The organism is Aliidiomarina sedimenti, assembly GCF_003986955.1.
GTDB classification, from domain to species: domain Bacteria; phylum Pseudomonadota; class Gammaproteobacteria; order Enterobacterales; family Alteromonadaceae; genus Aliidiomarina; species Aliidiomarina sedimenti.
Genome location: NZ_PIPN01000002.1, coordinates 1 through 20,439, shown reverse-complemented (window position 1 = coordinate 20,439; position 20,439 = coordinate 1). Strand labels below are relative to the sequence as shown.

General features: G+C 53.3%; 19 protein-coding genes. 10 read left to right on the top strand and 9 right to left on the bottom strand.

Annotation, left to right across the window (positions count from 1 at the left end; genetic code table 11):
* Window positions 1-3 precede the first annotated feature (3 nt).
* Both secA and mutT read left to right on the top strand, forming a co-directional pair.
* Window positions 4-2,742, top strand: coding sequence for a preprotein translocase subunit SecA (gene secA / locus CWE12_RS04705; protein ID WP_126788542.1), 2,739 nt, complete (start codon window positions 4-6; stop codon window positions 2,740-2,742).
* Between the two features lie 3 nt (window positions 2,743-2,745).
* Window positions 2,746-3,147 carry an 8-oxo-dGTP diphosphatase MutT gene (gene mutT, locus CWE12_RS04700; protein ID WP_126788541.1) on the top strand — a complete coding sequence of 134 codons (402 nt, stop codon included), beginning with the start codon at window positions 2,746-2,748 and terminating at the stop codon, window positions 3,145-3,147.
* 25 nt (window positions 3,148-3,172) lie between these two features.
* Here the strand turns inward: mutT and yacG are convergent, their stop codons facing one another.
* The 8 genes from yacG to CWE12_RS04660 all read right to left on the bottom strand — a co-directional run bounded on the left by yacG (window position 3,173) and on the right by CWE12_RS04660 (window position 9,170).
* Window positions 3,173-3,385, bottom strand: a complete 213-nt coding sequence (yacG, locus tag CWE12_RS04695) for a DNA gyrase inhibitor YacG (protein ID WP_126788540.1) — start codon at window positions 3,383-3,385, stop codon at window positions 3,173-3,175.
* A gap of 38 nt (window positions 3,386-3,423) precedes the next feature.
* Window positions 3,424-4,038: a dephospho-CoA kinase gene (gene coaE / locus CWE12_RS04690; RefSeq protein ID WP_126788539.1), complete on the bottom strand. Its 615-nt coding sequence runs from the start codon at window positions 4,036-4,038 to the stop codon at window positions 3,424-3,426.
* Window positions 4,035-4,862 (bottom strand): prepilin peptidase, encoded by an 828-nt coding sequence (locus tag CWE12_RS04685; protein WP_241984136.1) that lies wholly within the window; start codon window positions 4,860-4,862, stop codon window positions 4,035-4,037. The genes coaE and CWE12_RS04685 overlap by 4 nt, the downstream gene beginning before the upstream one ends.
* A gap of 28 nt (window positions 4,863-4,890) precedes the next feature.
* Window positions 4,891-6,096, bottom strand: coding sequence for a type II secretion system F family protein (locus CWE12_RS04680; protein ID WP_198675694.1), 1,206 nt, complete (start codon window positions 6,094-6,096; stop codon window positions 4,891-4,893).
* On the bottom strand, window positions 6,089-7,114 hold the full coding sequence (locus tag CWE12_RS04675) for a GspE/PulE family protein (RefSeq protein WP_126788537.1): 1,026 nt from the start codon (window positions 7,112-7,114) through the stop codon (window positions 6,089-6,091). The genes CWE12_RS04680 and CWE12_RS04675 overlap by 8 nt, the downstream gene beginning before the upstream one ends.
* Complete coding sequence (locus CWE12_RS13705) at window positions 7,111-7,572, bottom strand: pilin (RefSeq protein ID WP_126788536.1); 462 nt, start codon at window positions 7,570-7,572, stop codon at window positions 7,111-7,113. Before CWE12_RS13705 ends, CWE12_RS04675 begins: the two co-directional genes overlap by 4 nt.
* Window positions 7,573-7,755: 183 nt before the next feature.
* Entirely contained in the window at window positions 7,756-8,625 is an 870-nt protein-coding gene (gene nadC / locus CWE12_RS04665; protein ID WP_198675693.1) for a carboxylating nicotinate-nucleotide diphosphorylase, read from the bottom strand.
* A gap of 32 nt (window positions 8,626-8,657) precedes the next feature.
* Window positions 8,658-9,170, bottom strand: a complete 513-nt coding sequence (locus tag CWE12_RS04660; protein ID WP_126788535.1) for a retropepsin-like aspartic protease family protein — start codon at window positions 9,168-9,170, stop codon at window positions 8,658-8,660.
* 83 nt (window positions 9,171-9,253) lie between these two features.
* Here CWE12_RS04660 and ampD point away from each other — a divergent pair, with 83 nt between their 5' ends.
* The 8 genes from ampD (at window position 9,254) to CWE12_RS04615 (ending at window position 20,203) form a co-directional block, all read left to right on the top strand.
* Window positions 9,254-9,868, top strand: a complete 615-nt coding sequence (ampD, locus tag CWE12_RS04655) for a 1,6-anhydro-N-acetylmuramyl-L-alanine amidase AmpD (RefSeq protein ID WP_126788534.1) — start codon at window positions 9,254-9,256, stop codon at window positions 9,866-9,868.
* Window positions 9,869-9,870: 2 nt separating this feature from the next.
* The gene (gene ampE / locus CWE12_RS04650) at window positions 9,871-10,761 is read left to right on the top strand and encodes a regulatory signaling modulator protein AmpE (RefSeq protein WP_126788533.1); all 891 of its coding nucleotides are present in this window, start codon (window positions 9,871-9,873) and stop codon (window positions 10,759-10,761) included.
* Between the two features lie 144 nt (window positions 10,762-10,905).
* Window positions 10,906-11,661, top strand: a complete 756-nt coding sequence (pdhR, locus tag CWE12_RS04645) for a pyruvate dehydrogenase complex transcriptional repressor PdhR (RefSeq protein WP_126788532.1) — start codon at window positions 10,906-10,908, stop codon at window positions 11,659-11,661.
* Window positions 11,662-11,725: 64 nt separating this feature from the next.
* A complete protein-coding gene (aceE, locus tag CWE12_RS04640; RefSeq protein ID WP_126788531.1) occupies window positions 11,726-14,398 on the top strand; it encodes a pyruvate dehydrogenase (acetyl-transferring), homodimeric type in 2,673 nt (890 codons plus the stop codon).
* An 11-nt stretch (window positions 14,399-14,409) separates the two neighbouring features.
* Window positions 14,410-16,209 (top strand): dihydrolipoyllysine-residue acetyltransferase, encoded by a 1,800-nt coding sequence (gene aceF / locus CWE12_RS04635; RefSeq protein WP_126788530.1) that lies wholly within the window; start codon window positions 14,410-14,412, stop codon window positions 16,207-16,209.
* A 230-nt stretch (window positions 16,210-16,439) separates the two neighbouring features.
* Window positions 16,440-17,864: a dihydrolipoyl dehydrogenase gene (gene lpdA, locus CWE12_RS04630; protein ID WP_126788529.1), complete on the top strand. Its 1,425-nt coding sequence runs from the start codon at window positions 16,440-16,442 to the stop codon at window positions 17,862-17,864.
* 315 nt (window positions 17,865-18,179) lie between these two features.
* Window positions 18,180-19,178: an alpha/beta hydrolase family protein gene (locus CWE12_RS04625; RefSeq protein WP_126788528.1), complete on the top strand. Its 999-nt coding sequence runs from the start codon at window positions 18,180-18,182 to the stop codon at window positions 19,176-19,178.
* A 386-nt stretch (window positions 19,179-19,564) separates the two neighbouring features.
* A complete protein-coding gene (locus tag CWE12_RS04615) occupies window positions 19,565-20,203 on the top strand; it encodes a DUF2268 domain-containing putative Zn-dependent protease (protein WP_157981926.1) in 639 nt (212 codons plus the stop codon).
* 157 nt (window positions 20,204-20,360) lie between these two features.
* Here CWE12_RS04615 and CWE12_RS04610 read toward each other — a convergent pair.
* On the bottom strand, window positions 20,361-20,439 hold a 79-nt coding region (locus CWE12_RS04610; protein ID WP_133306974.1), incomplete at its 5' end, for an integrase core domain-containing protein.

The following is a 20,439-nucleotide window of genomic DNA, read 5'->3' as shown; positions in this document are numbered from 1 at the left end:
CTCATGATCAGCAGTTTATTTAAACGCATGTTTGGTAGCCGTAATGACCGCATTATTCGCCAGTTACGCAAAGTGGCTATCCAGGTCAATCAGCTGGAAAGTGAATACGAGCAATTAAGCGATGACGCGTTACGGTCAAAGACAGACGAGTTTAAGCAACGCCTGAGTGATGGCACTAAACTGGATGATCTAATCCCCGAAGCGTTTGCAACTGTGCGCGAAGCGAGTAAACGCGTTTTTGGAATGCGTCATTTCGATGTGCAGTTAATTGGCGGCATGATCCTGAATAATAACCGGATTGCCGAGATGCGTACCGGTGAAGGTAAAACCCTGACCGCAACGTTGTCGGCGTATCTGAATGCGCTGACCGACAAAGGTGTCCATATCGTTACAGTGAACGATTACCTGGCACGTCGTGATGCGGACTGGAACCGCCCGTTGTTTGAGTTTCTGGGCATGACTGTGGCCTGTAACGTCGCTGGTATGGCGCCGCACGAGAAGAAGCATGCCTATACCTGTGACGTGCTCTATGGCACCAACAATGAATTTGGTTTTGACTACCTGCGCGACAACATGGCATTTAGCCCGCAAGACCGCGTACAACGCCCACTGCATTACGCGATTGTGGATGAGGTCGACTCGATCTTAATCGATGAGGCGCGGACCCCACTGGTTATTTCCGGTGCCGCCGAAGACAGCTCAGAGCTGTATAAGCGAATGAACACCATAGTGCCGCAGCTGACCCGGCAGCTGATGGAAGATGGCAACGAAGTGGGCGAGGTCGGTGACTTTACTATCGACGAAAAAGCCCGCCAGTTGCATTTGACCGAGCATGGTCAGGAACATATTGAAGATATCCTGCGTGAAGAAGGGTTGCTGGACGACAGTCAGTCGCTGTATTCAGCGGCGAACATTACCCTGTTGCACCATGTCAATGCGGCGCTGCGCGCGCGCCACCTGTATCAGCGTGACGTCGATTACATTGTAAAAGAAGACCAGGTGGTGATCGTTGACGAACACACCGGGCGTACCATGGAAGGGCGTCGCTGGTCTGAAGGCCTGCATCAGGCAGTTGAAGCCAAAGAAGGGGTCAAGATCCAGAACGAGAACCAGACGCTGGCGTCGATTACCTTCCAGAATTTCTTCCGTCTTTATGAAAAGCTGGCCGGTATGACCGGTACTGCTGACACTGAGGCCTTTGAGTTCCAGTCAATTTATGGTCTGGAAACCGTAGTCGTTCCAACCAATAAACCTATGGTTCGTGATGACCGTCCTGATCTGATTTTCCTCGCTGCTGAAGACAAGTACAAAGCCATTGTCGAAGATGTTCGGGAATGCCGCGAGCAAGGTCGTCCGGTACTGGTGGGTACCAGCTCAATTGAAAGTTCAGAGCTGGTTTCACGGTTGCTGAAACAGGCAAAAATTAAGCACCAGGTTCTGAACGCCAAGTTCCATGCTCAGGAAGCTGAAATCATTGCCCAGGCAGGTCAGGCGGGCGCTGTAACCATCGCTACCAACATGGCTGGTCGTGGTACCGATATCGTGCTGGGTGGTAACTGGCAGGCCGAGCTCGAAGGCATGGGCGATGCCAGCGAAGACGCTATCGAAAAAGCACAGCAGGAATGGCAAAAGCGCCATGACGCGGTACTTGAAGCGGGCGGTCTGCATATTGTCGGCACCGAACGCCATGAATCACGCCGCATTGATAACCAGCTGCGTGGCCGTGCCGGTCGTCAGGGTGACCCGGGTTCATCACGTTTCTACCTGTCCCTTGAAGATCCACTGATGCGTATTTTCGCCTCTGAACGGATGGCTTCAATGATGAAGCGGATGGGCATGAAAGACGGCGAAGCGATCGAACACCCGTGGGTGACTAAAGCGATTGAAAATGCTCAGCGTAAGGTCGAAGCGCGCAACTTTGATATTCGTAAGCAACTGCTTGAGTTCGATGACGTCGCCAACGACCAGCGTAAAGTGGTCTATGAGCAGCGCAACGAATTGCTCGACGAAGGCGACGTGGCGGAAACCATCGAACGTATTCGCGACGACGTGCTAAATGATGTGATCAGCGAGTACATTGCGCCGGGTTCACTGGACGAAATGTGGAACATCAGTGGTCTGGAAGAGCGTTTACGTGCTGACTTTGACCTGCCGCTGCCAGTGCAGCAATGGCTCGACAACGATGACAAACTGTTTGAAGAAGTTCTGCGCGAGCGGATTATTGAAGAAGCGAATAAAGCCTACAAGCTGAAAGAAGAGCGTGTCGGTGAAAAAGTGCTGCGTCAGTTTGAGAAAGCGGTCATGTTGCAGAGCCTGGATCAGCACTGGAAAGAGCATCTGGCAGCCATGGACCATTTGCGTCAGGGTATTCACCTGCGTGGTTATGCCCAGAAAAATCCAAAGCAGGAGTACAAGCGTGAGGCTTATACCCTGTTTATGGAAATGCTGGAAGCACTGAAAGTTGATGTGGTCGGTATCTTAAGTAAAGTTCAGGTACGGGCTGAAGAAGACGTGGAAGCGGTCGAAGCGCAACGTCGTAAAGCAGACGCCGGACAACGTAGCTTCCAGCACGAGAGTGCCGCAACCAGCGGTGCGAACAACGATGCTGCAGATAAACCATTACCGGTGGGGGCGCCAACAGGCCAGCCGCAGGTTCGCGAAGGCGAAAAAGTAGGGCGTAATGACCCTTGCCCTTGTGGCTCAGGGAAGAAATACAAGCAATGCCACGGTAAGCTGAGCTAACCGATGGCATCGCAGCCCGTTGTCCACGTCGCGGTAGGTGTGGTTGAGAATACGCGCGGTGAGTTTTTACTAAGTCGCCGCGCGGCGCACCAGCATCAGGGCAACCTGTGGGAGTTCCCTGGCGGTAAAGTGGAAGCCGGGGAAACGGTGCAGGATGCACTGGCGCGTGAATTGCGTGAAGAAATGAATTTGGTGGTGGAAGAGTCCGCGCCATTAACCGTGGTCGAACATGCTTACAGTGACAAACGAGTGCGCCTGGATGTATGGACAGTGACTCGTTTTAGCGGCCAGGTTGAAGGGCTCGAAGGGCAGGAGTGGCGCTGGGTCCCGCGCCATCAACTGGAAGCCTATCCGTTTCCGCAAGCCAATGAGCCGATCATCGAACGCCTGCTGGCGGAAGACTAGGTTAGCGACTGCCAGCGGTAAGCAATTACCACCCATCGTCCTCTTTATCAGCATCCGGGTTCACGGCCTGCGGCAGTGGATCCCCGGCAATTGCTTTTTCCCCGTTCGCCCATTCACCTAAATCAATCAGTCGGCAGCGCTCGCTGCAAAACGGACGAAACTCTGAACTTGGCTGCCATACCACTGGCTTGTCGCACGTTGGGCATTGCACAATGAGGGGAGCCGATTGCTTACTCATACACTGATAATCCTGCCTGTCTGAATCTAAAAATAGGTTTATTGCTGACGCTTGCTAGCAGCAGCCTGAAGATACTGTTGATGAAGTACTTCAACCTGATCATACACGTCCGCGACGGTGCCGTCATTGCTCAACACATCATCAGCCTGGGCCAGCCGCTGCTGGCGTGGCATCTGCGCCGCAATAATCGCCTCGACCTGAGCCTCGCTGTTATTGTCACGGGCCATGGTGCGCTCGATCTGGAGACTCTCAGGCACGTCTACAACCAGTACCCGGTCCGTCAGGTAGGTGAGTTTATTCTCCAGCAATAAAGGGGCTGAGAGGATGCAATACGTTGCATCTGCGTCGTTGAGCCGGGTTTCGATGGCGTGGCGAATACGGGGGTGAAGTAACTGATTGAGCCATTCTTTTTCGGTCTCGTCGGCGAATATACGCTGCCGCAGTTGAGCCCGGTCCAGTTCGCCTTGTGCGGTGAGTATGTCCGGCCCGAAATGGCGGGCAATGTCGCTGAGCGAGTCGCTGCCGGCAGCAACCATTTCGCGTGCAATGACGTCGGCATCAATAACCGGAATACCTTTGGCGGCGAAGGCATCGGTGACGGTGGTTTTACCACTGCCGATACCGCCGGTGACGCCCACCACGAAATTACTCATGCAAACCCCGCCCACTGCCAGTACCAGCTGTAAATAGGGTCACCAAAGAACAGCGCGATGACCGCACCCATGGCGAGGAAAGGCGCAAATGGCAACGGTGATCCCCGTTGGTGCCGTTGCACTGCCAGCAGACCAATCCCCATCAAGGCCCCAGCGAAGGAGGCACTTAAAATGATCAGCGGCAACATGGACCAGCCGAACCATGCCCCAAGTACCGCCAGGAGCTTAAAATCGCCATAGCCAAGTCCTTCTTTACCGGTCAATAGTTTAAACACCCAGTAAACCAGCCATAACGAAAGGTAACCTGCGGCAGCACCATACATAGCGTCAACCGGCTCCACTGGCAGCACGCTAACCGAAGCGAGTAAGCCGAGCCAGAGTAGCGGGTAACTGAGTTGGTCAGGCAGCAGTAAGTGGCGTAAATCGATTGCGCTTAATATCAGCAGCCCCCATAGCAGCACGCTATAGGCCGCTGCGAGCGGGGTCGGGCCAAACTGGAGAATGCACAACACCGGGACCAGGGCGCTGATCAGTTCAACCGTCGGATACTGCCAGTGGATTCGGGCCTGGCAATGGCGGCACCGGCCGCGCAGGAGCAGGTAACTGAGCAAGGGGATATTGTCGTAGGCTTTAATGGGGGTTTTGCAGGCAGGGCAGTGCGAGCCCGGCCAGGCCAGGTTATAGGGTTTCCCCTGAGGCGGCTTCGGTTGGCCACAGTCGAGTTGCCATTGCAGCTCCATCATCCGCGGCAGGCGGACAATTACCACATTAAAAAAACTCCCCAGCAACAGGCCGAGCAGTGCAGCGAAAATAAGTTCAGTCACAGTTGGCTCCTTGCACAATGAGGCCAGTTTACCCCACCAACTGGCCAAGCTGAAAGAGCGGTATGTACAACGCCATTAAAATAGCGCCGGTAATAACACCAGTAATAGCAAGAAATGCCGGTTCAAGGGCTTTAAGAATACGCTGCTGGACCTGTTCAACCTGATCCGCCAGTTGCTGGGTCAAGCGCTCCAGCTGTTCGCTTAGCCGGCCACTGCGTTCGCCAAGGTCAATGATGCGCAGCTGTTCCTGATTCAGGCAGGGGTTTTGCTGCAGAATCTCATACAGGCTACTACCGCCGGCCAGTAATTGGGTGCAGCGTTGCCAGTGCTGACGCAGATACGCCGACTCGCAGCTGCGCGCGGTGAGCTGGCACGCGTCGGTCAGCGGTAAATGACTGGCATAGGCAAGTTGCAGAGTCGCAAAGTCAGCGGTTAAATGCTGACGCAGCAGCAGACTGCCGATACCCGGAAGCTGATAGAGCCAGCGTACAAATAGCGGGGAACGTCCCATGCTGTGCTGGAAGACGCGTTTAAGCGGCCACAGCGCAGCGAGCGGAAGCAGGAGTAACCAACTGGCTGGCTCGCGCAGCGCATCTGCTAAAGCCAGCAGCGAGGCCGTGGAAGGCGGAATAGCCACATCCATTTGCAGATACAATTGGGCGAACTGAGGTACCACAAAGTAAAGCATTGCAAATACCACCATAACAGCCACCGTGAGCACTATCAGGGGGTAGGTCAGGGCTTTACGAACCGCCTTGCCTTGCGCCGCGGACTGTTCCATTTGCTGCTGCAGCCGGCTTAGTACCTGTGGCAACTGGCCGCTTTGTTCACCCACTTCGACCAGCCGGCAGTATTGCGCAGAGAACCCAGCCGCACTGCGTTGCAGGCTATGGTGCAAACTACTGCCACTGTGGAGTGCTGCCAGCAGGCTGTGTAACCACTGACTGACTTCCGCATGCTGAGCCTGCTCCATTAAAAGCCGAAAAGCATCCAGTTGGCTCAACCCCGAATTAAGTAAACTGGCCCAGGCGGCGGTGAAATCAAGTTGCCAGCTACGCAGCCGTTTGCCGCGCAAGGGGCGTTGACGCACCAGCCGGGTCGAGACCAGTTGCACACCCTGCTGCCACAGTTGCAGGCGCAGTAATTGTGGCGGGATAAAGGCAATACCTCGCAACTTAAGCCCATGCCGGTTACGACCCTGCCAGTGCCAGGCGCGCAGGGTTTTCCTAAACACCGACCAGCTCCGCCAGGTGTTGCTGCTGGGCCTGCTTAAGGTCGATATCAGCCACACAGGCATTGGCCAGCGTTTGCCAGTAATGGGTCTGGTTCGGATTAGCCAGCAGCGCCATGCGCAATCTGTCGGTCATTGGCACCAGCTCAAAGACGCCAATACGCTTGCTCTCAGTCAGGCTGACCAACCGCTGGTTCATCAGCAGTAACAGGCTTGCAGCAAGCTGATAGCCATCAACCCCCAGTTGCTGCAATCGGATCAGGGCACTTAATGGGCTTGCCGCATGCAAGGTTGCCAACACCAAATGGCCGGTTTGCGCAGCCTGACAGGCCATACTGGCGGTTTCGGCGTCGCGGATCTCACCGACCATCAGAATATCCGGGTCCTGACGCATTAACGCGCGCAGTACCTGGGCGAAGGTAAGGCCCAGTGACGGTTGCACGCTGACCTGATTGACGGCGGGAAGGTCCACTTCAACCGGGTCTTCTACAGTACTGATATTGGTGGTTTCGCGGTTGAGCATTTGCAGCAGCGTATATAAAGTCTGCGTTTTACCACTGCCGGTTGGCCCAGTGGTCAGAATGAGCCCTTCACGGTGATTTAGAATGCCGTCGACAGTTTTGCGCTGGCTGGGTAATAAACCCGCCTCACTCAGGCAGCGGTTGGCATTGCCGACACCAAGTAACCGTAATACCAGCTTTTCGCCGCCTAAGGTGGGTAAGGTATTAACCCGACAATCGACCAACTGGCCCGGTAACTGAAAGCGGCAACGCCCATCCTGCGGTAACCGGCGTTCGGTGATATCAAGCTGCGCCAGGACTTTAATATGCGCGACTACACGCGGCGCTAACTGAGCATCAATGCTCTCTATCACCTTAAGCTGACCCATGCTGCGCAACCGCGCCCGGTAGCCGGTGGACGTAGGCTCAAGGTGTAAGTCAGAAGCCGCAGACTGAACACAGCGCTGGACCAGTTGGCTGACCAGCCGCTCAGCCGCCGAGTCGGCCGGGAGCGGGGTCACAGTATTGCCTCAGTGCATTCGGTCACCCGGGATACCGGACGCGCGGTGTCATCGTAGTCGGAACACCCGATGGTCCAGTTGAGATAGCCGGCACTTGAGGTATCTGGTGTATAGCGGACCAGAATCGGTTGCGAGCTGCGGTCATTGGCATCCAGGGTGACCGTGAGTGTACTGCCGGTGGTGGTCGCATTGGTAATACCGCGGGGTAAGTCGCCCGGCATGGCAACGTGGCTCCCCCCATAATGGCAGCTGCTGAGCTGACTCTCCATTTGCCAGCACAGCGCGACTGAGGTTAGCCAGGGGGCGACCCCCGCCAGTGCGGAGCTGACCCGTGCCCGCTGGGTGTAATCGGTGTAGGCAGGTATGGCGACCGAACTTAAAATGCCAATAATGGCGACCACAATCATCAGTTCAATCAGGTTAAAGCCGCGTTGGCGGCCAAAGGTAATGAAGTTCATAGCGCTATCCTTAGCAAAGTGACGTTAATCCGGGTCCTGTGGACGAGCAGATCGACACAAAAGACCCCTATGCTTAAGTAATAGCCTGTAAGCCCAAAGCGGCCAGCCGGACCTTGTACGCCTTAACGCAAAAAGGCTGCCCGAAGGCAGCCTTTTCTTATTAACTCGAGGTCAGTGCAGGGCTTAGCCCATATTGGCAAATCGCATTGACAGGTCGATTGCCTGCACATGCTTGGTCAGCGCACCGGAGGATATGAAATCAACGCCAGTTGCCGCGTAATCGCGCAGCTGATCGGCGGTGACGTTGCCGGACACTTCCAGTTTGGCTTTACCTGCGGTGAGGTCTACCGCGCGGCGAATATCATCCAGACTGAAGTTATCCAGCATGATCACATCGGCACCAGCGTCCAGTGCCTGCTGAAGTTCGTCCATGCTCTCGACTTCAACTTCAACCCAACGCTCGGGGTGGCGCTGGCGAGCGGTTTGCACGGCTGCTTGGACCCCACCACAGGCACTGATGTGGTTTTCTTTAATTAAGTACGCATCAAACAGGCCAAGGCGATGGTTCTTACCGCCGCCACAGGCAACCGCATACTTTTGTGCAAAGCGCAGGCAAGGCAGCGTTTTACGGGTGTCGAGTAAGCGCGTGGCGAAGCCCTGCAGTAAATCGACCGCGCGCGCGGTTTGGGTGGCAGTCGCCGATAAAGTCTGGACAAAGTTGAGCGCGCTGCGCTCGCCGGTCAGCAGTTGTTGCGCCGGGCCGGAGAGCTCGAACAGGGTATCGCCGGCCGCACATTCATCACCGTCGTTGACGCGCCAGGCAATACTGACATCGCCACCGAGCTGGGCGAACACTTCATCCACCCAGGCCTTACCGCAAAAGACGCAGTCTTCACGGGTAATAACGCGCGCGTTAGCGGTGGTGGACGGATTAATAAGCTGCGCAGTGATATCCCGGCTGATATCGATGTCGCCGCCGAGGTCTTCACTCAGGGCCAGACGTACCTGGGCTTCTATCTGCTGTTGCAGCACCTGCGGCTGGATCTCGTTCATGGCTTGCCTTCTTTAACTTAACGGGTAATGAGTTACTGATAAATCGTTAAAACACGATTCTGTTGGGTGAATTCTAACGTTTTCAGCGCGCTCATGCCCAACAATATTTGCTCCGACTGATAGCCGGGAACAATGGTCCCGGCGATATCGTGAAGCCGGATATCGCCTAACCGAAGTTCATTAATGGTGGTGGTATACGCGCGTGCGGTGCCATTGGCAGTGCGTACAATGACCGGGTTGCCCCGGGCAAGGCCAAGCTCTGCAGCCAGGGTTTGCGGGATAGCAACCTGGGTCGCACCGGTATCGAGCATGAAGGTCACCTGTTGACCGTTGATGGCGCCGTTGGCGACATAATGGCCGGAACGATTCTGCTTTAATTCAACCACGGCACGGCCGTCCTGCTGGTAACTGGCGACTGACTGATTGGGGTTTTCCTGCTTCTGCAGCAGGTCGCCAAACCACAGGTACAACACCACCAGGAGGAAAATCCAGGCTAACCCGGCAAACCATTTACCGATACGCGCACTTGAGTCCGAGCTGCTCATACCACAACCACCTTCGCTTTACCTTTACACTAAGACCTTGGATACTTGATACTGGTCTATAAAATCAACATTCTAGGGTATTCGTGCTTAGAGTATCACAGCATAAAGTAGAAACGGCGAGCTTTCGTGCTTCGCCCCATTGCGACGAGCGGCCCCCAGGCAGCGACATTGAGCTGGTTGTGGTGCATGGCATAAGCCTGCCTGCAGGGCAGTTTGACTTGCCTTATATCGATCAGCTGTTTTTGGGCACGCTGGACTGCACTGAAAAGCCTGACTTCGCCATTCTGGACGGGCTAAAAGTGTCAGCGCATTGCCTGATCCGCCGTGACGGCGAGCTTATTCAGTACGTGCCTTTTGACAAACGAGCCTGGCATGCCGGGGTTTCAAGCTGGCACGGGCGCGAACGTTGCAATGACTTTTCGATAGGAATCGAGCTGGAAGGCACCGACGACATTCCGTATACCGAAGCACAGTACCGGGTGTTGGGTCAGTTGATTGATGCCCTCCGTACTGCCTATCCGCAGATAGCCGGGCATGCCGTGACCGGCCATGAACACATCGCGCCGGGGCGTAAAACAGACCCCGGTCCCGGGTTTGACTGGCAGGCATTAGCAGCACAGTGCCAGGCTCAACCGGAACCCTGCGCTGCGGCTTTGCAGGCGAGCTTCAAAACAAATAACAACAAGGACAACAGCTAGCCATGGTTATTCTCTCACTGCTCATCGCCATTTTGATTGATCGCAGTTTACGCCAGCGCCAACGCTGGCAATCACGGATGCTGGCAGTTAGCTGGGGCCGTTTTTTGCACAAACAGGCACGCAACCACGCTCCACTGCAAAGAGCAATCAGCGACCCCGCCGGAAGTGTGCTGCTGTGGGTAGCACCGGCAGTGATCCTGGGAGTTCTGTTATGGCTGCAGGACAGCGCTTTATTGCTATTGTTAGTGAATATTCTGGTACTGGTGGTGACCTTAGGGTGTTCGCCGCAGCGCTTGCTGGTCCGCGATTACCTGCATAAGGCACATCGCAACAACGATGCAGGTTGTCAGCAGTTAAAAGCAGAGCTGGACGCGGCGAACCCGGACGCGGAAGCCACCACCCTTGGTGGGCACCTGGTGTGGCTGAATTTTCGCTACTATTTTGCGGTGTGCTGCTGGTTTATTGTTTTTGGTGCGCCAGGGGCTCTACTCTATGCGTTAGTGCGTGATTCGCGGCATGCCCAGGCGCAGGCACAAACGAAGAATGCCTCCGCAGACAAGGCAATTGAAGCAGAAACCGCTACCATTGAACAGAACAGCCACTTTATCCGTATTCTGCATTGGCTGGAGTGGGTGCCGGTGCGGGTCGCAGGTTTTGCCTATTTGTTGGTAGGCCATTTCAACCGGGCCTTGCCTGTCTGGCTGAAAGGTTTCGGCAAAGATGCCGAACTAAATGCAGGGTATTTACAGACCATCGCCGAGCGCGCCGAGGACCAGGCAGAACACGAAGACCTGACCGACGAGCCTTGTGCGATGCTTAAGCTCGCTAAGCGGACAATGACCTTTTTATTGGCAGCCACGGCGGTGGCAACCTTACTCGGCTGGCTGTCCTGAGTGGGGTGGAAGGTTTACAAACTCTGGATTGCCGCCTCGGTTGCGCTGGTCATACCAATCTGCGGCATGATTTACTTGGGTTTTATAGTCGAACGATTTAAAATAGGTCTATTGGTAAGACCAATTTAAGGAAGCGACATCAGGATGACAGGTTTATCGCGCGTACAGGCATTCAAATTGTCCGACGTGATCATGGAAAAACTGGAAGGCTTAATCGTCGACGGCACCTATGCGGCCGGCGAACGTTTGCCGTCTGAGCGCGAGCTGGCACGTCAACTGGATGTGTCGCGTCCTTCATTGCGGGAAGCCATTCAGAAACTCGAAGCAAAAGGTCTGGTAACCCGGCGTCAGGGTGGCGGTACCTATATTTCCGGTGCGTTGCATCAGAAAGTCACTGACCCTCTGTTTGCTTTGCTGGCGCAAAATCCGGAAGCCCATTATGACCTGCTCGAGTTTCGTCACGCCCTGGAAGGGGTGTCCTCTTATTATGCTGCGCTACGTGGCACCGATGACGACCATCGCCGCATTGAAGAAAGCTTTGATGCGGCGACTCAGGCAGCGGAACAAGGGGTGGCCGAACAAGCCAAAGCCTTAATGACATTCTATGTCGCCATCACTGAAGCTTCCCACAATGTGGTATTGCTTCATCTGGTGCGTGGCATGCAGGATATTTTAATGGAGAACATGCGGCAAAACCTGGACGTCCTGACCCGCCGCAGTGAAATACGAACCCAATTACAACAGCACAGGGCCTCTATTGTTGAGGCTATTTTAGCAGGGCAGCCCGAGCAGGCACGCGATGCATGTCATCAGCATCTGACCTATATTGAGGCTACTCTGCTGCAATTAAATCGTGATCACCAGCGTCAGCAGCGAGCAAGCCGGCGCAGTGAACAGTAGAAGCATCGTAAGATGAATCACCGTCACCGGTGATAAGAGTCGGTGAAAGAGTTAAGGAATCATTATGGCTGAACAAGAAAAGAACGATATCGATCAACAGGAAACGCTGGAATGGCTTGAGGCCTTAGAAGGTGTGCTGGAAGCTGAGGGGCCAAAGCGCGCCCACTTCCTGCTTGAAGAACTGATTGATAAAGCGCGCCGCAGCGGTGCGTATTTACCGTACAAGCCGACCACGGCGTACCTGAATACTATTCCGGTGAGTCAGGAACCAGTGATGCCAGGCGACCACACGCTGGAATCACGGATCCGTGCCGCTATCCGCTGGAACGCACTGGCGATGGTACTGCGCGCATCGAAAAAAGAACTCGAGCTGGGCGGTCATATTTCCAGTTTTGCCTCATCAGCGATGCTCTACGATGTCGGCTTCAACCACTTCTTCCGTGCACCAACGGACGAAGACGGCGGTGACTTCCTTTTTATTCAGGGTCACGTCTCGCCAGGTATTTATGCCCGTGCTTTCCTTGAAGGCCGTATCACCGAAGCGCAGCTGGACAAGTTCCGTCAGGAAGTTGATGGCGATGGCTTACCAAGCTACCCGCACCCGAAACTGATGCCAGACTTCTGGCAGTTCCCGACTGTGTCGATGGGCCTTGGTCCTATTCAGGCGATTTATCAGGCACGTTTCTTAAAATACCTTACGGACCGTGGCATTAAAGACTGCTCCAAGCAGCGCGTTTATTGCTTCTTAGGTGATGGTGAAGTGGATGAGCCAGAAAGCTTGGGTGCTATCGGCCTGGCCACCCGCGAAGGGCTGGATAACCTGACCTTCGTCGTGAACTGTAACCTGCAGCGCCTGGATGGCCCGGTACGTGGTAACGGCAAGATTATTCAGGAACTGGAAGGCACCTTCCGCGGCGCAGGCTGGGAAGTGATTAAAGTGGTCTGGGGTCGCTACTGGGATCCGCTTCTGTACCGTGACACCGAAGGCAAACTGGCCCAGGTCATGGAAGAGAGCGTGGACGGTGAATACCAGAACTACAAAGCCAAAGGCGGCGCTTACACCCGTGAGCACTTCTTCGGTAAGTACCCGGAAACCAAAGAAATGGTGGCCAACCTGTCAGACGAAGATATCTGGCGCCTCAACCGTGGTGGCCATGACCCTGTAAAAGTGTACTCCGCTTACAACAAAGCCGTGAACACCAAAGGTCGTCCACAGGTGATCTTAGCTAAAACCGTTAAAGGCTATGGCATGGGTTCAGCTGGTGAAGGTAAAAACGTGGCTCACCAGGTCAAGAAAATGGACATTGATGCGATTAAGCACTTCCGTGATCGTTTCAATATTCCAATTAAAGACGAAGATCTGGCAGATATCCCGTACTACAGCTTCCCTGAGGACAGCGAAGAGTACAAATACATGAAGGCGCGCCGTGAAAAACTCGGTGGCTTCATGCCAGTGCGCAGCAGAAACAGCGATAAAGAGCTGGAAGTACCCTCACTGAAAGCTTTTGATTCAGTCTTAAAAGGTTCAGGGGATCGTGAAATTTCGACCACCATGGCCTTCGTTCGTGTCTTAACCGCGATGCTGAAAGACAAGAAAATCGGCCAGCGCGTGGTCCCAATTATTCCGGATGAAGCCCGTACCTTTGGTATGGAAGGTCTGTTCCGCCAGGTTGGTATTTATGCCCACCAGGGTCAGAAATACACCCCGCAGGATGCCGATCAGGTCGCTTACTACCGTGAAGACAAGAAAGGTCAGGTACTGCAGGAAGGTATCAACGAGCTGGGTGCATTAGCCTCATGGGTTGCTGCCGGTACCAGCTACTCAACCAACAACGAACCGATGATCCCGGTCTACATCTATTATTCGATGTTCGGTCCGCAACGTGTGGGGGACTTGGTCTGGGCAGCCGGTGACAGTCAGACCCGTGGTTTCTTAATCGGTGGTACTGCCGGTCGCACCACGCTGAACGGCGAAGGCTTGCAGCACCAGGACGGCCACAGCTTGATTCTGTTCAACACTGTACCGAACTGCATCAGCTACGACCCGACTTACGGCTACGAAGTGGCAGTGATTACCCAGGACGGTCTGCGTCGGATGTATGATGAGAACGAAAACGTTTTCTACTACATCACGGTGATGAACGAAAACTATCAGCAACCAGAAATGCCGGAAGGCTCAGAAGAAGGCATTCTGCGCGGTATCTACAAGCTGGATGAGAAAAAAGCCAAGAAAGCCGAAGGCCATGTGCGCCTGCTGGGTTCTGGCACCATCCTGCAGCAGGTTCGTGAAGCCGCCGCGGTTCTGGAAAAAGACTTCAACGTCAGCAGCACCATTTTCAGTGCCACCTCACTGAACGAGCTGGCGCGTGATGGTCTGGACGTTGAGCGTTACAACATGCTTAACCCAACCAAGAAAGCAAAAACTGCCTACATTACCGACGTCTTAGAGAAGAACGGTAAAGGGCCGGTGATTGCCGCAACCGACTACATGAAGCTGTACGCTGACCAGGTTCGCGCCTGGGTGCCAGGACCTTACCGGGTGTTGGGAACTGACGGCTTTGGCCGCTCAGACAGCCGCGCGAATCTGCGCCGTCACTTTGAAGTGAACGCAGACTACATTGTTGTGGCAGCGTTAGCTGAACTGGCTCAAGCGGGTGATATCGATAAGAAAGTGGTAGCGAAAGCTATCAAAGACTTCGGTATCGACGCTGACAAGATCAACCCACTGCACGCGTAACGGAGGCTACTATGGCAGATGCAAAAGAAGTTAAAGTCCCCGACGTCGGTGGCGAAGAAGTCGAAGTCATTGAGGTACTGGTCAGCAAAGGCGACAGCATTGACGCTGAAGACTCGCTGATTACTGTTGAAAGCGATAAAGCGTCAATGGATATCCCGGCACCTTTTGGTGGCACCATCGAGGACCTTAAAGTCCAGGTGGGCGATAAAATTAAAGAGGGCGACCTGCTGGCGATGATCGCCGAGGCGGGTGGTTCGGATGAGGATGATTCTGAGGAGTCTTCAGATGAAGATGAATCAGAAGATAAAAAATCTTCAAACGAAAATGAATCATCTGATGACGACGATTCAGCTGAAGATACAGCGTCGGACGACGAAGATTCAGAAGACGAAAAAGCCTCCGGCGACGAGTCCGGTGGTTCTGAAATTATCGACGTTGAAGTACCGGATATCGGTGAAGACGGCGAAGTTGAAGTGATTGAAGTGTTGGTTAAAGAAGGCGATACCGTTGAAGCAGAAGACGGTCTGATCACCCTGGAAACCGACAAAGCCACCATGGACGTGCCTTGCCCACAAGGCGGTACGGTCAAAGAAGTGATGGTGAAAGAAGGTGACAAGGTTAAACAGGGCTCGCTGGTGATTAAGCTGGAAGTCAAAAGCTCCGCGTCGTCAGACTCAGGTTCAGCTGACTCGAAAGCGAAAAGCGACAGCAGCAGTGCCAGCAGCTCAAGCAAGTCGTCAACTGAAGATTCAAGCGACGATAAAAAATCTTCAAACGAAGATAAAGACAGTGGCGAAAGTGAAGGTAAGAGTGAAACGCACAGCTCGCGTTCACGCAAGCCACCAGTACCGGATCACCCGCTTGGGCGCAAAGGGCAGAGCGATGGCATTGTCCACGCGTCACCGTCCGTGCGCCGTGTGGCCCGTGAATTCGGTGTCGACTTAAGCCAGGTGAAAGGCAGCGGACCGAAAGACCGCATCCTGAAAGAAGACGTGCAGCAGTTTGTGAAATACGAATTGTCACGGCCGAAAGCCTCAGCAGCACCGGGTACCGGTGGTGAAGGTGGCCTGCAGGTCATCGCGCAGCCGAAAGTCGACTTTGAAAAGTTCGGTGAGGTCGAGAAAGTCCAGATGTCACGCATTCAGCGTATTTCCGGACCGAACCTGCACCGCAACTGGGTCACTATTCCACACGTGACGCAGTTTGACGAAGCGGACATTACTGAGCTTGAGAACTTCCGGAAGTCGGAGAACGAATACCAGGCGAAAATTAAGTCTGGCATGAAGTTCACCCCGCTGGTGTTTATCATGAAAGCCTGTGCTCAGGCACTGCGCGAATATCCGGTGTTCAACTCGTCGCTGCATGAAGACGGCGAACACCTGATCATGAAAAAATACGTCAACATCGGTATTGCCGTAGACACGCCAAATGGTCTGGTCGTGCCGGTGGTGCGTGATGTCGACAAGAAAGGCATCAAGCAGCTGACCGAAGAGTTATCAGAGATCAGCGTCAAGGCGCGTGACGGCAAGCTGAAAGCGGCTGACATGCAGGGCGGATGCTTCTCGATTTCAAGCTTAGGTGGTATCGGCGGTACCGCATTCACACCAATCGTGAATGCACCGGACGTGGCTATCTTAGGCGTGTCGAAAAGCGAGATGAAGCCAGTGTGGAACGGCAGCGAGTTTGTGCCGCGGCTGAAACTGCCACTGAGCCTGTCCTACGACCATCGTGTCATTGACGGCGCAGTCGCCGCGCGGTTCACTACGTATCTGAACCACGCGCTGTCTGATATTCGCAAGCTACTGCTGTAGTGATTGAAAAGCCGCCTGTGATTGAGGCGGCTTTTGTCCGTTCGCTGCCGTCATTCGAGCGAATTAGGCGGCGAATGGACAAGACGTTGGATGAAATTCTCGGTACAATATTGCCCATTTCGCGCAATTTGTATCTATATGTACAAAATTTTGGACTAACAGGTTGCTTACCGGATGAGCGGGTCAATTAAGTACCCGGGTAAGTTAAACGGTTAACTATAGGGGTCATCATGAGTAACGAGATTAAAACTCAGGTTGTAGTGCTAGGCGCAGGACCTGGCGGGTATTCAGCAGCATTCCGCGCGGCCGATTTAGGCCTCGACGTGGTATTGGTTGAACGTTACAGCACCTTAGGCGGTGTTTGCTTGAACGTTGGCTGTATTCCTTCAAAAGCACTACTGCACTTAGCTAAGCACATCGAAGATTCCAAGCACATGGGCGACCATGGTGTAACCTTCGGCGAACCTAAGATCGACCTGGACAAAATTCGCGCGCACAAAGAAAAAGTAGTCGGCCAGTTAACCGGCGGCCTCGACCAGATGTCGAAAATGCGTAAAGTGAAAGTAGTTACCGGTAAAGGTGAATTCACCGGCGCCAACGAACTGAAAGTGTCTGGCGACAAAGAGACCACTATCAAGTTTGACAACGCCATTATCGCAGCCGGCTCACAGCCAGTCGAACTGCCGTTCATTCCACATGAAGACGAGCGTATCTGGGACTCAACCAGCGCACTTGAGTTGCCATTCGTACCAGAGAAAATGCTGATTCTTGGTGGTGGTATCATCGGTCTGGAAATGGGCTGTGTCTACAGCGCACTGGGCTCGAAACTGGACGTGGTTGAGTTCATGGACCAGCTGATCCCAGCGGCCGACAAAGACCTGATCAAAGTCTTCACCAAAGAAATGAAAACCAAGTATGAAAACATCATGCTTGAAACCAAAGTAACTAAAGTTGAAGCCAAGAAAGACGGCATCCACGTTACCTTTGAAGGCAAAAACGCACCAGACAAGCCAGTTAAGTACGACGCGGTTCTGGTCGCGGTTGGCCGTACTCCAAACGGTAAGAAAATTGGTGCCGACAAAGCCGGCATTGAAGTTGACGACAAAGGCTTTATCAAAACCGATAACCAGCTGCGCACCAGCGCTGACAACATCTTCGCCATTGGTGACATCATTGGTCAGCCAATGCTGGCGCACAAAGCGACTCACGAAGGCCACGTAGCGGCTGAGAACATCGCAGGCAAGAAGCACTTCTTCGAACCTAAGGTGATTCCTTCTATTGCGTACACCGACCCGGAAGTGTGCTGGGCAGGTTTGACTGAGAAAGAAGCCAAAGAGCAGGGCGTTAAGTACGAAGCTGTAACCTTCCCATGGTCAGCATCGGGCCGTGCCATTGCGTCTAACTCAACCAATGGCTTCACCAAGCTGATTTTCGATAAAGAAAACGACCGCTTGATTGGTGGCGCAGTTGTTGGCTCACACGCTGGCGAACTGATGGGCGAAATCTGCCTGGCCATCGAAATGGGCAGCGACGCCGAAGACATCGCGCTGACCGTTCATGCTCACCCAACGCTGCATGAATCAGTTGGCCTTGCCGCTGAAATGTACGAAGGTTCAATCACTGACTTGCCGAACAAAAAGGCGAAGAAGAAGTAACCTTTAGCTTACTTTCAGTTTAGGTATGAACCTAAAAACCCAACCAATCGGTTGGGTTTTTTTATGCCCGCGGCCCGGCAAGTGTCAGGGTTGCAATCGCAAAGTGAACCTTATAATCTGGATTTTCAACTTAACGAAATAATTACAATTGCCCTCCACGTGCAGCCTGCTTTAACGGATTAGAGCGTACAGCCCCATCGACCTCTGTTCAATTTCAGCACCCGCATGATCGAATCTGCGCAGCTCTTAGCAGGGGCGGTAGCGTGGGCGCTATAACCTGCATACGGCTACAAACCAGGGTAAGGGAAAATCACCATGTTCAAAACGTCACTGCTTGCGGTACCACTTATTTCTCTCACTTTTTTGGCGACTGCAACGTCGGCTGTTGCTGATTCAGGGGAGTTGCAGCAGTCTTTCAGCAGCTATGAAGGCATGACCAGCCAGCATGACTGCTTCGCTCCACCGTTTGATGACGCGGAGCGTTTGCGCACTATGGCGCGGGAACTCAGTGGCATGTCCAGAGAGGCTGTGGATCGCCTTTTTAGTGACCAGGTGTTTGCAATGCGGCAACGTCAGGCTGAATGCATACGTTTCACCTACGAGGTAGACGGTGTCGAAGTACCCGGCTTTATGGTGCGCCCCCCTAATGCAGGTAGCAGTGATAGCGAAGACACGCCGGTGCTGGTTTATCACCGCGGCGGTAACGGCGGATTCGGTGCGATTACCTTTTTGAACCTGTATGCCCGGTACATGGGAATGATGGACCGGGGCTATACCATTATCGGCAGCAACCTGCGTGCGGACGACGAATTTGGTGGCGTCGATGTTGAAGACGCACGAACCATTCTGTCTATCGTCAAGGGCATGGACCACGTCGACCAGAACCGCATTGCACTGTGGGGCTCAAGTCGGGGCGCCAGCCAAATGATGCAGGTTGCACGCGGGCGCGACGACATCCATGCGTTGATTTTCGAGATGGGCGCAGCCGACCACGAACAATCCCTGGTAACCCGCCCGGAAATGCTCCAGGTCTACCAAAACCGGGTCCCCAACTTTGCTGAAAACCGCGAGCAAGCGATGATAGACCGCTCAGTCGTCTACTGGGCCGACGAGCTGCCTCAGGTGCCAGTACTGATACTACATGGCGACCAGGACGACAAAGTGGACGTAGAACAGGCCCACCTGCTGGCCGCCGCGCTGGACGAAAGCGGACACGAGTACGAGCTTAAGATCTACCCCGGCCAGGGCCACTCACTTATGCGAGTCTCAGAGGACGATATATTTGAGTGGCTGGGTGAGGTGCTTGAGCGGTGAGTGGGGCAATGGTTATCTGGAAAACCGAATTGCTGTAATACCTTAACTTAGGAATCTGAAAATGTTCTATTTAGAAGTTATCTTATTGATTTCATTCGTTGTATTAATGGTCGTTGGGTATAAGAAAAACAATCGAAACACGATGCTCGCCGCGTCTCTGTGTTTAGTTGTCGCTGTTGCGCTTCCGGGCTTCTCTGATGGGTTTCAAAATGGCTTTGAGGAAACCAAGGCTTCATTAGGTTGAATTTAAGATAGCTTCATTACGAAGCGCATCAGCACGGTATTTGCGAGATGAAGCGACTAACAAACCGCTCAAAAGCGATGCCGCAAGCGGTGCACATTGGGGGGCGTTATGCTTATCAATAGTTATGTTTTCATGGAAGAATATGAGTATCAAAATAAACATTTTAAATGCCAGTGAAAAATTCAACCATGTTATTGAGGCTTTAGAGTCTAAAGCACTTAGTGCCCTAAGCGAGATCCAGAATTACCTTAAGTTACCAAACCTAGATATCGTCATAAGCCCTTGCTCCGAAGAATATAGAACTAAGAGCGGTATCTTGGGGTGTGTTACTACGCCATATCTTATTGATCTAATGCTAGATACAGACCGAGAAGACCTTATCGATATAATTAATGTTCAGTTGCCTGCTGTGATAGCGCATGAAATCCACCATGTGGTTAGGGCTTCGTCCGGTGTAGAGTGTAAAACACTACTACAGAATATTGTGGCAGAGGGCTTAGCTTGTCATTTTGAGACCAAGTTTAACGGTAGTAAACTTCCTTCTCTGTTCAATGGTATTCAGAATCAAGATTGGGTGACGCTCTATGAGAAAATGCGACCGGAACTAAACAGCACAAAATTTAGCTACCCGGTATATTTTGGCGGTGAGGACGAGTCAAAATTCCCTAATCACGCAGCCTATTGGGTAGGCTTCAATTTAGTTTCACAATATATAAATATGCATGGTGGTTGTGCTGCATCGCTGGCTTCAACTCCGGCAGAGCAAATAGTTAAAAAATAAGCATAACAAACGCCTTAAACAACGCGGCCTTTGTCCGCTGGACTCGCAACAAGTTGCTCGCGTTTAGGCGGGCGTTATGTTTCAGGGGGAGAGTGAATTTGACGCGAGCTGACCTTTCCCCTGAAATAACACCACATTTTCAATGAGATTTCAGTTTTTATGCCACCTGTTTTGCGTACTCAGCTGGCGGTAAATAATTCAGTGAACTGTGAGGTCTTTCCTCGTTGTAATGACGC